Source organism: Treponema vincentii (assembly GCF_018336815.1).
GTDB lineage: Bacteria > Spirochaetota > Spirochaetia > Treponematales > Treponemataceae > Treponema.
Window position 1 is genome coordinate 1,627,206 of sequence record NZ_CP050497.1, and the last position, 11,671, is coordinate 1,638,876.

Below are 11,671 nucleotides of genomic sequence, written 5' to 3' on the forward strand. Positions count from 1 at the left end.
TATTTTCGGTTTAAATATTTATGGATTAAGGAAAAACGATGGCTCAAAACAGTAAAATTACTCCTGAAGTATTTGACAATTTACTCTATCTTTCGCGCCTTTCTTCTAACGACAGCGACATGGAGTCTATTGCCGGACAGGTTGGTCAAATTGTTGAATATTTCGATATTCTCAAAAAGTATGACGTGCCTACCGAGGCAGACGACACTGCAATGATTTCGGAAGGGTTACTCCGCCGCGATACTATTGTAGCAGGCATAACACAGTCGGATTTGAAGAAGATGTCGAGTGAATATATGGACGGCTATTTCCGTGTGCCTAAAGTTCTCGGGAGTGGAGTGTGATCATGAAAGATCTTTGTACGGCAAGTTTAGCCGAATTAAAAACGTACTTGGAAGAAGGGGCGGTCTCTTCCGTTGACATCGTTCGTGCATTAAAGGCAGCATATCAGGCGGATGAAAAGCAAACGACGCCGTTGCATGGATTTATTGAGTTTTTTGACGATGCGGAAGCTCTAGCGGAAAAAGCCGATGCATTGCGGAAAGAAGGCAAGGGGACTGATAAGCCGCTATTAGGCTTGCCCTTTGCAGTAAAAGATAATATTTCAATACGCGGAAAGCTCTGTACCTGCTGCAGTAAAATATTGGACGGCTACAGAGCCCCGTATAGTGCAACGGTTATTACCCGTTTAACGGAGGCTGGCGCAATACCGATTGGCAGAACAAACATGGATGAGTTTGCGATGGGCTCTTCCACCGAATATTCGGTATACGGGCCGTCTCATAATCCTGTAGATCGCGCGCTGACGCCCGGCGGCAGTTCGGGCGGTTCCGCAGCGGTAGTTGCAGGCTTTCAAGTTCCGTTTGCGCTTGGTACGGAAACGGGCGGTTCCGTGCGGCTTCCCGCTTCGTATTGCGGCCTCTATGGATTAAAACCGACCTACGGCGCTATCAGCCGCTATGGTGTGGTTGCATTCGGTTCTTCACTCGACCAAGTAGGGCTTTTTGCCCGCTGTGTGGATGATGTCGGTTTGGGGCTTTCCGTTGCAGCAGGCGCCGACCCGCATGATGAAACGAGTATTCAATATGATTTTTCTTCCTGCGCACACTTGCAGCCCTACACCGACAGCGAGTTAAAAAAACTCCGCATTGCATTACCGGTTGAATTTACGCAAGCGAAAGGTTTGGATGCGGATGTTGCGGCAATATTTGAAAAATGCCGCAGTTGGTTTGCGTCAAAAGGTATTCAAGTTGACTCCGTTTCCGTACCAGTTCTTGAATCTGCAATCGCAACGTATTACGTAATAGCCCTTTCCGAGGCATCAAGCAATCTTGCCCGCTTTGACGGAATCCGCTACGGCTTACGCGAGGATCCGGGAAAGGGATACGACGAATTATACTGTGCAACCCGTTCTGCCGGTTTCGGCCGCGAGGTAAAACGGCGCATTATCACCGGAAACTATGTATTATCGCATCATCTGTCGGGAGATTGCTATGAAAGTGCGCTCCGTGTCCGCGCCCGTATGGAAAAAAGAGGTCGGGGCGGTCTTACAGCAGTACGACTTTATTTTCTGTCCGACTGCGCCGACACCGGCATTTAAGCTCGGGGAGCGTGTAAACGATCCGCTTGCGATGTACCTTTCGGATTTATTTACAACATTTGTTAATTTATCCCATATTCCGGCGCTGTCGATACCTGCGGGCAAAGCACAAGACGGCCGCCCGATCGGTATGCAAATTGCGGGCGCGAAGCTTTCTGAAGAAAAAATCTTACGATTGGCAAAAACGTTGGAGGCGGCACGGGTATGAGTTCGGAATTATCCTACGAAGTAATTATCGGCTGTGAAATTCACTGCCAACTGTTAACAAAGACAAAGGCCTTTTGCTCTTGCGAAAACCGTTACGGCGGAATGCCGAATACCCGTGTTTGTCCGGCTTGTTTGGGACTTCCCGGCGCCTTGCCCGTTATCGGCGATGAATATGTGAAACTCGGTATTAAAGCAGGGTTTGCGCTCGGCTGTACCGTTAACGAATTCAGTAAGTTTGACCGCAAACATTATTTTTATCCCGACTTGGTTAAAGGCTATCAAATTACCCAATTCGATAAACCGATTTGCGAAAACGGTCAGGTTGAAATCAATATGGCAGCTCCCAATGAACCGCCGCAGATGAGGACAATCAGAATTGAACGCATTCACCTTGAAGAAGATGCCGGTAAAAGCCTTCACATCGAAGGAGCGCATAGCTATGTAGACTATAACCGCTGCGGGGTTCCGCTTATCGAAATCGTATCCAAGCCGGATATGAAAAGCCCCGAAGAAGCAGCGCAGTATATGCAGACAATTCGGGAAATTTTAAAATTTATCGGCGTTACCGACGGTAATTTGGAAGAAGGCGCGATGCGCTGCGATGCGAATATCAACCTGAAGGTATTTGAAAACGGCAAAGAGTACCGCACACCGATTTCCGAAATTAAAAACATGAACTCATTTAGAACGGTACGCGATGCCTGTGCGTATGAAGTGCAGCGGCAGCTCGAAGAGTTTAAAACCGACCGACAAGAGTATTCAGCCGATTTTAAACGTACGATGGGTTGGGATGAACCGAGCGGAAAGACCGTTATCCAGCGCACAAAAAATTCTGCGCTTGACTACCGTTTTATGCGCGAACCCGATATTCCTTCGCTGATGCTGAGCCGTGAATACATCGATTCGGTATGTAAAACCGTTGGAGAGCTTCCGGCTGCAAAACGGGAACGGTTTAAAAAAGAGTACGGCCTTTCTCAATTCGATGTGGAAACGCTGACAACCGAGCGGAGTTTGGCAGAGTGGTTTGAAGCTGCCGCCGCTCAAACAAAAGATCCCAAAAAAGTTGCTAACTGGGTACTTGCGGAAGTTCTTGCGGTATTAAATGAAAAGCATATCGGACTTGAGCAGCTGCCCTTCGGCCCCGGCCATATTGCCGAACTGGTAAATGAGCTTGATGCACAGACTATTACCAGCAAGCAGGCAAAGGATGTGTTTGTTGAGATGCTGGAAAGTGGCGAACATCCGCAACAAATCATCAAAAATAGGGGATTGACACAAGTAAGCGATACCGGTGTTATCGAGAAACTGGTGGATGAAGTCTTTGCAGCAAATCCACAAGCTATCGCCGACTGGAAAAAGGGCAAAACCAATGTCGCCGGCTGGCTGATGGGGCAGGTGATGAAAAAGTCGCAAGGCAAAGCAAATCCCAACCAGACGACGGAACTGGTACGGAAAAAACTGGCAGCACTATAACTGCATTACAAAAAGAAGCAAAAAAGCTCTCTAAGAAGTGTATTTTTAGAAGGCGTATAGTACCATACCGGCGGCGTTACATATATTAAAGGACAATAACCATGGTTCTTTTTTTTAAGTTTCATATTTCTTTTCCTATTTACCTTGCGATAAATAGGAAGTTATAATAGAATAATAAGGAATATTGTGTACTAATGTAAAAATTCGGATGATGGAGCTTTCTTTAGGAAAACGGTGGTCATTTCCGAATGCGGAGAAATAAATGTCAGAACAAAAAAACACGCATACTGTTGGAAAGGAAAAAGTAAAATTTCCGATAGCGGTAAAATTGGTTATGATGATTTCCATTTTACTTATTATTGCACTTGGAACGATTACCCTATTGGTAACATGGTTCGGGAGCGAAGATGTCCAAATCACTGCCGAAGAAAACAATCGGACGGTCAATGCGCAGGCGGCAAGTTCCGTCGAAAACGAACTTGCGTCTATTAGAGCAAATGCTTTTTTGCTTTTAGATTTAATCAATACGGCCGAAAGCTCGAGCAGTTTTGCAAAGCAAGCTGCCGCGTTTTATTTTGAACGCAACCCTTCGGTTGCGGCTGTTCTGGTTACCGATTCACGACGTCCCGACGGTATCGACCGTACGCTGCTGAATACGATGTTTTTTTTATCCCATGAGCTGGAGCCTTCACTCGTAGAAACGTTTTTAAAGCAGGAACGAGAAGCTGCTGCTCAAGTAGAGCAGGGGATTATGAAAATTCTCAACGCTGCTCCGCTTTTTAATCAGCCGATGTTGGTCTTATTTTATCCCTATAGAGAAAAAGGCCTTGCACAGGGACTTGCGGTATTCTTTTCTGTGGAAAAACTTTCCGATGGGTTTGGGCAGGGAACGTTGCAAACAACGTACCTCGTAAACGATACGGGCGATGTGCTTATTCATCCCGATTTTGATCTTATCCGCCGCGGTGCAAATGTAGCCTCTTTTCCGCTTTTTACTCAGATGCGCGAAAACGGCGATACCAACCGGCAGATGCTGTTTCGGGATGATACCGGCAAAAAATACTTCGGTTCATATACACGGCTTTCGCTTGGAGATGCGGCGGTTCTTACCACTGCAGAAGCTGCCCAAGTGCTTGAGCCTGTCAATGATACGGCGAAACGAAACCTCTATTTAAGCATCGCCGTACTCGCGCTTTCGGCAATGTTCGTGTGGTTCCTATCAAAATCCATTAGCACACCGATTAAACTTTTAACCGCTGCCGCTCATCAGATTGAAGCGGGTGAATATGAGCTCGATTTAAAACCGAAGACACAAGACGAAATTGGGCTTTTAACTTCAAGTTTTGTGCAGATGGGGAAGGGGCTTGCAGAACGGGAGCGCTTAAAGGATTCGTTTGGTAGATTTATCAATAAAGAGATCGCAGAGCTTGCAGCGCAGGGGCGGTTAGCGCTCGGTGGCGAAACGAAAGAGACGACGATTTTCTTTTCCGATATTCGTTCGTTTACTGCGATTTCCGAAAAACTCGAACCGTTTGAGGTTGTCGGTTTCTTAAATGAATATATGACGCAGATGGTTGAATGTGTCACCAATACTCACGGCGTCGTTGATAAGTTTATCGGCGATGCGATTATGGCTGTTTGGGGTGCGCCGACAAGTTCCGGCTCTCCACGTGAAGATGCGTTGAACTGTATCCGTGCGGCGCTCCGTATGCGAGCGGCGCTTATGCAGTTTAACCGCGGACGGGGAGGGGATAAAAAACCGATTATCCGCATCGGATGCGGTATTAATTCAGGACCCGTTGTTGCAGGACAAATCGGTTCTCAGAAGCGTATGGAATATACGGTTATCGGTGATGCGGTAAACCTTGCATCACGAACGGAAGCTTTGAATAAGCCGATGGGAACCGATATTCTTATCACTGAATACACTTACAAGCTGGTACATGATCAGGTTCTGGTAGAAGAGATGCCGTCGGTTACCGTAAAAGGAAAAGAGAAGCCGCTCCGTATGTTTGCGGTCATCAATATGCCCAACGAAAAAGGTATCCCGGGTGCAGGTGAAAAAGGCCCGACGAGTCTTAATCAGATTAGAAACGTATTGGGAATTCCTATTCCCGATTTTGCAAAGGTAAATCTTAATGAAGACGAGAAAAAATACAAAATCCAATCCTAATTTTAAAAATACGGGTGCGGATATTTCCGTTGTAGCCCTTTGTCTATTGATAATTTTTATTTGCTCATTTTTATTTGTGAGGAATTTAAATAGAACGTTTTCACGTAACGATAAGACACCGGTTGCAACGGTTACGTTTAAATATAAGTCGGTTCAGCGCAAGTTCCTTGACCGCGCCGTTTGGGATCGCCCGCAGCAGAATTCTCCCGTATATAACGGTGATACCATACGTACGTCCCCTGAAGCGGAAGCAACCTTGTATTTTGTTGATCGTAACGTTGTCGAGCTCGGTTCGAGTACGATGATTCAGGTATTTGTCAACAACGAAGAATCCCGTATTGATCTGACGAATGGGCTCGTATCGGTTGAAACTTCGGATTCTTCTAACATGTTGGTTAGTTCTGAAAACACGACTGCAAAGATTTCAAAAGGTTCTTCGTTCCGTGCGGATAAAAGCGGCGAGGGAAATCTGCAGCTCGTTGTAGAAAAAGGTGAAGCCGCCGTTACCGGACAGGAGGAAGGAGCACAATCGGAGCTGCTGACACAAGGTTCGGTTATACAGACGGGAATACAAGCGCCTCTGGTAGTAGTCAGTCCCGGTAAAAATGTAAGATTACTCAATCAAAGCGGAAACGGCGTTGATGTACCCTTCCAATGGCAAAGCTCTTTGCCTGCCGGTGAAGAATTAATACTTGAAACTTCTCCACTCAGTAATTTTTCCGATGAAGTTCAAAAATATACGGTTACCGGTCTGACGGAATATACGCTTACGCAACAGAGTATATCTTTCTATTGGCGGCTCTATTCTGCTACAACCGGATCGTCTGATGCGAATGTGCAATCCGGTAAGGTGAATATCATCGCTGCCCCTGCTCCGGTATTATTGGAACCCGCTCTCGAAGCAGAGTATAGCTATACTGCGGCGCCCCCTGCTATCCGTTTCTTATGGGAGGGCAATTCTCTTGTCGCTTCTTATCTATTGGAAGTTGCCGACAATCCTGACCTGAAAAATCCCCAATTAAGTCGGTTTGTCAATACGCAGTCACTTACATTGTCTGACTTTGCTGAAGGTACATGGTACTGGCGTGTTACCCCTCGATATCTTATCGGTGTCGAAAATGCACCTGAGCCATCGAAAACAGCGTTCTTTCATATAGAAAAACAAGCCGCTATAGCTGAAATCCCGCAGGTGCTTTTCCCTCAAGCAACAGCAGAGACCTCGCGCGGAAAAGAGATGTCTTTTGCATGGAAAAATATCTCCGAAACGAAATCTTATCGGCTTAAAGTTGCAAAAGACGCTGAAATGAAGACTATTGTTGTCGATAGGGTGGTTGAATCAAACTCTTTTAAACTTGACGATGCTGCAGCGCTTCTGCCGAACGGTGATTATTATTGGACGGTATCAGGGATCGATTCAAAGGGAGCCGAGATGGCTGCCTCAGCGCCCGTTAAATTTCAAACCGTTAATACCGATTATTCATTGCGCGGTATTTTCCCGCCGAATGGATATGTGCTTGCGGATACCTTGTGTCCCGATACCCGTTTTACGTGGAAAACAAATGTCGAAACTGAAAAGCATTTTCAAGTTTCTGCCTCAAAAGATTTCTCGAAGCTTGTTGCCGACGTTAAAACATCCGGTAACGGCATTGAAGGTATCTCTTTACCGCAAGGTCAGTGGTATTGGCGAGTTGTCGCCGATAGTGAGGCCGGCTTTTTAAAAGCTGAAACAAAGCATTTTACCGTTGCTTCTCCATTGGCAAAGCCGACCTTGTTCGATGTCGGCAATATGCTCGTTGTATTCCCCGAAGGTAAAACAAAATTCGAGTGGTCGTCTGTTAAGGAGGCTGATTATTATCAAGTACGTATTATAAAAATCGGTAATGAAGATTCGCCGGTATACGAGAATTTATTTATTACGGGTACGAAAGTTGAAATAGCTTTACAGAATGTTAAAGATGGAAATTATCGTATTAGTATTCAGGGGTTTGCCGCTGCATCCGTAACTTCTACGCGACGGTACGGGCTTGCAGTTGACCATGATTTTGTTCTTAAGCATTTAAGACCCGTTGAACTTGTCTATCCTGCCAACGGCGCAAAAATCGGCGGACTTGAAGCGGCCTTGAATCCTTTCAGCTTTGAATGGGAATCAGTTATTCCGCCCTCTTCATCAACGCTTATATTAAGAAAATCCGGTGTCGCAAAACCGGTGTTTGAAGCATCCAACCCTGCATTAAAGGTGCAAGCACCTCCGCTTGAGTCGGGAAAATATACATGGGAAATAAAAGCTGTTGTACCGGAAGGTTTTGACATTTCATCGCGTAAGCGATTCGCGTTTACCGTTCTACCGATACCGCCGCTTCCGCCTGCTGCATTCAGTTTCCCAAAAGCAGATACCGTATTGGATGCTGCTTTCTTTAAGTCAAACCGAACTATCGAGTTTAGATGGCGTTCAGTGGATGATGCCACCCATTATCGTTTTAAACTTTTGGATTCTTCAGGACGCTCAATATTTACGGCCGATATCCGTGCAGATGAGGCAAAAGATCCGGCAGTCAACTTTAAAGACATTGCGCGTTTATCCCGTGGTACTTTTTCTGCAGAAGTAAGAGCTCAGCGGCGGTTAAGTAATGGAAAAGTATTCCAAGACGGGACTGTTTCACGTGTACGTTTCCAAATAGATATACCTAAGGCAAGAGCGGTATCGACGGACGAGACGGGAGTTTTGTATGGAAAATAAGTACGGTTTGCTACTCGCCGGTATTTTCTTTTTTTGTTTTATCTCATTATCGGCGCAAGAGCTTTCTTCCCCTGTAGAGGAATCAAAAAAAGGAGAGAATGAAAAGAAAAATTATTTTCTTAAAGAAACCGATAAAGGTGTCGAGCTTGTGCAGCGGCTTTCTTGGGAAGCGTTGGATGATATTTTCGGTTTTGAATTTGAGCTGGAACAGCGGGATAAAAAAACAAAGGTCTGGCGTGCAATAGATAAACGTACCGTAAAAACGAATTATGCGGACGTTTCTTTGCCTCCGGGGGATTATCGTTTTCGCGTGCGGGTTATCAATCTTTTAGGGCAAAAAGAAGAGGCGAGTGAATACCGTAATTTTGCTATTCGAATCGCTTATCAGCCGGAAGTTACTTCGGTTTCTCCGCAAGTTATCAACTTCGATGAGCTGGAAGAACAAACACTCACCATAACCGGTAAAAATTTCCATGAAGAAACGGACTTTATTCTTACAAATAATTTTAGCGGATCGGTTTTACACGGAACTATTGTTGAGATAAAAGACAACGGTACCCATGCAGTTGTCGCCTTTGATTTTATGAAGACCAATCCGGGTACCTATACCTTTGCAGCAGTCGATCCGAGCGATCTTTTAGCGGAAAAAGATGATATCATATTTCGATTTCAAAAACCAATTGATATATTTATTTCCGGCAACTATGTTTTTAATGGCTTTATCGGAAATCAAGTATTATCAAAAAAAGACTATTTCAATACGAATATTGCACCTTTGGCGGGTGGTATACGGCTAACTGTTGCTCCGATAAAGCGGTTTTACGGGAATTTCGGTTTTAATTTTACCGGTTCCGGAGCCTATTTAAGAAATAAGACCGACGGGTATACGTTGAGTGGGGGATTGCTATTTGCAAGTTTAAACGCCGCATATTTTGTACCGATTATTAAACATCGATTGGTGTTCGATGCACATGCCGGATTTGGTACGATGTTTCTCGTAAATACGCAGTTTACCTATAATACTGCTAATACAACGGAAAAACTGACAAGCCCAAAGGGATGGTCTGCGGAATTGACGTTCAACGCCGGTACGGCTTTATATGTGTACGTATACAAAAAACTATATGTTGAATTCAATATCGATCATGTTATTCCAATTCCAATCAATATAGGAAAAATTAAACAAGGAAAAGGCTTCCCAGCATATATTATCCAACCTCAGTTAGGTATCGGATGGGAATTCTAAAAGCTCAGGTATCTCTAAGAACTCAATGAGCATTTAGAGACGCCCGGTGCTTAATCTTGATATTCAATCGTTTCTACCATCCGATCTTTTGATAAGACCGTATTGGGGAATATTTCTTGTGCATCTTTTAAAAGCTGTTTTAAGTCATAATCCGTATAACGTGGGCTGTAGTGAATAAGCGCCATTTTTTTTACTGCAGCATCTCGTGCGATGCGGGCAGCCTGCGTACAAGTCATGTGTTTTTTTTCGGCAGCATCTTGTTCCATACCTTTTGCAAACATGGATTCGCAGACTAAGAAGTCGGATCCTGCAACCTCCGGTGCAATAGTCGGTAGATATTTTGTATCGGTTACAAAGCTGAATTTTCTGCCGCTTCGAGGCGGGCCGAGCACTTGGCTGCTTTCTACGACAGTACCGTTTGCCGCTTCTACTGCTAATCCTGCCTGCAGCTTTGACCAGAGTGGGCCGCACGGAACATTAAGCCTACGTGCCGATTCGGGGTCGAAGGCTCCCGGACGGGGAAATTCCTCAAATACGTAGCCGAGACATGGCTTGGTATGCTCGAGCCAAAACGCCCGCACTTGAAATTCATCGGTTTTATACACAATGCCGGGTTCGGTAACTTCTTGAATGATAATTTCGTAATTGATATACATATCGAGCACTTGTCGGCTTGTTTCAACATATTCTTTAATTTTCGGCGGACCGATAATGTAGAGCGGCTCATCGCGGTCAACCTGCGCCGATAGCATCAGAATTCCTGGTAATCCCGTTACATGATCCGCATGGGTATGACTGATAAAGATGGCATTGATTTTTTTCCATCGGAGATTTAGGCGGCGTAGGGAAACTTGCGTACCTTCACCTGCATCAAAAAGGAATAAATCGCCCTCACGGCGAAGCAGCACCGAAGTAAGATGGCGGTACGGTAAAGGCATCATGCCTCCGCAACCCAAGATAAACGCTTCAAGATTCATAGCTGGAAAACAGTATACCTTTTTTGGGGCTTGACGTAAATAGTAAAATAAGATAAACTCTTTTTTGTTATTTATCGAATGCGGGCAATTAGCTCAGTTGGTTAGAGTACAAGCATGACACGCTTGGGGTCGCTGGTTCGATTCCAGCATTGCCCAATCCCGCCAGAATAAGCTGATGAATAGGATAGGTTTGCGGCTTTTAGTAAGTAAGCTTTGCTCACAGGTTTCTCTTAGATTTAATTTATTATTTATAATAGCAATCACTAGTAGACAGAACGCTCATTATTGATAGATTTAATTAAATATTATACCATACTTCATAGTGGTTTGTCTAGTAGTCGTTCTTCGATTGCGTTAATACTGCTGTCGGGGGTTGAAGCGCCGGCAGCGAGGCCTATTGTACTATATCGGTAAACTTCCTGCGGAATATCATCGGCGGATTCGGCAAGCCAAGCCGGCTTACCGCTGTCGAGGGCGGTTTGCAACAGACGGCGCGTATTGGCGGAATTACCGCCGCCGATAACGAGGATTGCATCAACCTCTTTAATGAGCTCTAGGAGCGCCTCCTGCCGCTCGTCAGTTGCCGGACAGATAGTTTCCAAAACAGTAAGGTTAGAAATTGTGCTATTGAGGATTTCGGCGATTGCACGGTATTCTTTCCGCTTAATGGTAGTTTGGGCAATAAGAACGGTAGGCGCTCCGTCATACGGTAGTTTTTCCGCTTCCGCCGCCGTCTGCACGGTAATACACTTACCATCCGGCACTGACAAGGCGTATCCTTTAATCCCGATCAATTCTCCGTGATTTTTATCTCCGGCAAGGATAACCGTATACCCTTTTTGGGAATACTGCGCAGCCCTCAGTTGACTTGCGATAACGCGGGGGCAGGTTGCATCGATAATAATTGCCCCGCAGTCTATTAGTTCTTGTCGTTTCTGCGGGGCAATGCCGTGTGCTCTGATAATAATTGGCGAGTCGGGTATAATCTGCGATTTAAGCTCCTCGTCGGGGTTTACAATACACACACCCTTTGCTTCTAAAAGGCGCATCGTTACCGGATTGTGGATAAGCGGACCATAAGTATAAACGGTTTTGTCAGGATACTTGGCAAGGGCGCGATATACCGCCTCTACCGCCCTTCGCACTCCCATACAGTAGCCGAGCACTTTTGCCCGCTTCACCTGCCGATGCTGTTCTTGCGGATACGGTCTATCGGATTGCATCATTTTATACTTTTTTCCCTTTGAGTCTTAATTAA

Annotated in this window: 7 protein-coding genes, 1 tRNA gene and 1 pseudogene; 7 read left to right on the top strand and 2 right to left on the bottom strand. The window is 45.3% G+C overall.

Annotated features, from left to right (window positions below; genetic code table 11):
• Nucleotides 1-38: 38 nt before the first annotated feature.
• The 6 genes and pseudogenes from GWP40_RS07300 to GWP40_RS07325 all read left to right on the top strand — a co-directional run bounded on the left by GWP40_RS07300 (nucleotide 39) and on the right by GWP40_RS07325 (nucleotide 9,436).
• Nucleotides 39-344 (top strand): Asp-tRNA(Asn)/Glu-tRNA(Gln) amidotransferase subunit GatC, encoded by a 306-nt coding sequence (locus GWP40_RS07300; protein WP_212564794.1) that lies wholly within the window; start codon nucleotides 39-41, stop codon nucleotides 342-344.
• Nucleotides 345-346: 2 nt separating this feature from the next.
• Nucleotides 347-1,808 (top strand): annotated as a pseudogene (gene gatA, locus GWP40_RS07305) (Asp-tRNA(Asn)/Glu-tRNA(Gln) amidotransferase subunit GatA).
• On the top strand, nucleotides 1,805-3,280 hold the full coding sequence (gene gatB / locus GWP40_RS07310; protein ID WP_212564795.1) for an Asp-tRNA(Asn)/Glu-tRNA(Gln) amidotransferase subunit GatB: 1,476 nt from the start codon (nucleotides 1,805-1,807) through the stop codon (nucleotides 3,278-3,280). The pseudogene gatA and the gene gatB overlap by 4 nt, the downstream one beginning before the upstream one ends.
• A gap of 262 nt (nucleotides 3,281-3,542) precedes the next feature.
• The gene (locus tag GWP40_RS07315; protein ID WP_212564796.1) at nucleotides 3,543-5,453 is read left to right on the top strand and encodes an adenylate/guanylate cyclase domain-containing protein; all 1,911 of its coding nucleotides are present in this window, start codon (nucleotides 3,543-3,545) and stop codon (nucleotides 5,451-5,453) included.
• On the top strand, nucleotides 5,419-8,190 hold the full coding sequence (locus tag GWP40_RS07320; RefSeq protein ID WP_212564797.1) for a FecR domain-containing protein: 2,772 nt from the start codon (nucleotides 5,419-5,421) through the stop codon (nucleotides 8,188-8,190). The genes GWP40_RS07315 and GWP40_RS07320 overlap by 35 nt, the downstream gene beginning before the upstream one ends.
• Nucleotides 8,180-9,436, top strand: coding sequence for a fibronectin type III domain-containing protein (locus GWP40_RS07325; RefSeq protein ID WP_212564798.1), 1,257 nt, complete (start codon nucleotides 8,180-8,182; stop codon nucleotides 9,434-9,436). Before GWP40_RS07320 ends, GWP40_RS07325 begins: the two co-directional genes overlap by 11 nt.
• A gap of 50 nt (nucleotides 9,437-9,486) precedes the next feature.
• Here GWP40_RS07325 and GWP40_RS07330 read toward each other — a convergent pair whose 3' ends face one another.
• Nucleotides 9,487-10,413: a ribonuclease Z gene (locus GWP40_RS07330; protein WP_212564799.1), complete on the bottom strand. Its 927-nt coding sequence runs from the start codon at nucleotides 10,411-10,413 to the stop codon at nucleotides 9,487-9,489.
• An 82-nt stretch (nucleotides 10,414-10,495) separates the two neighbouring features.
• Between GWP40_RS07330 and GWP40_RS07335 the strand changes: the two genes are divergently transcribed.
• Nucleotides 10,496-10,569, top strand: a tRNA-Val gene (locus tag GWP40_RS07335).
• A 161-nt stretch (nucleotides 10,570-10,730) separates the two neighbouring features.
• Here the strand turns inward: GWP40_RS07335 and ispH are convergent.
• A complete protein-coding gene (gene ispH / locus GWP40_RS07340) occupies nucleotides 10,731-11,639 on the bottom strand; it encodes a 4-hydroxy-3-methylbut-2-enyl diphosphate reductase (RefSeq protein WP_212564800.1) in 909 nt (302 codons plus the stop codon).
• Nucleotides 11,640-11,671 lie beyond the last annotated feature (32 nt).

Bases quoted from the DNA above. Each gene is read 5' to 3' on its own strand.
- GWP40_RS07300 (WP_212564794.1), top strand. From the start codon at position 39: ATGGCTCAAAACAGTAAAATTACTCCTGAAGTATTTGACAATTTACTC.
- gatB (WP_212564795.1), top strand. From the start codon at position 1,805: ATGAGTTCGGAATTATCCTACGAAGTAATTATCGGCTGTGAAATTCAC.
- GWP40_RS07315 (WP_212564796.1), top strand. From the start codon at position 3,543: ATGTCAGAACAAAAAAACACGCATACTGTTGGAAAGGAAAAAGTAAAA.
- GWP40_RS07320 (WP_212564797.1), top strand. From the start codon at position 5,419: ATGAAGACGAGAAAAAATACAAAATCCAATCCTAATTTTAAAAATACG.
- GWP40_RS07325 (WP_212564798.1), top strand. From the start codon at position 8,180: ATGGAAAATAAGTACGGTTTGCTACTCGCCGGTATTTTCTTTTTTTGT.
- GWP40_RS07330 (WP_212564799.1), bottom strand. From the start codon at position 10,413: ATGAATCTTGAAGCGTTTATCTTGGGTTGCGGAGGCATGATGCCTTTA.
- ispH (WP_212564800.1), bottom strand. From the start codon at position 11,639: ATGATGCAATCCGATAGACCGTATCCGCAAGAACAGCATCGGCAGGTG.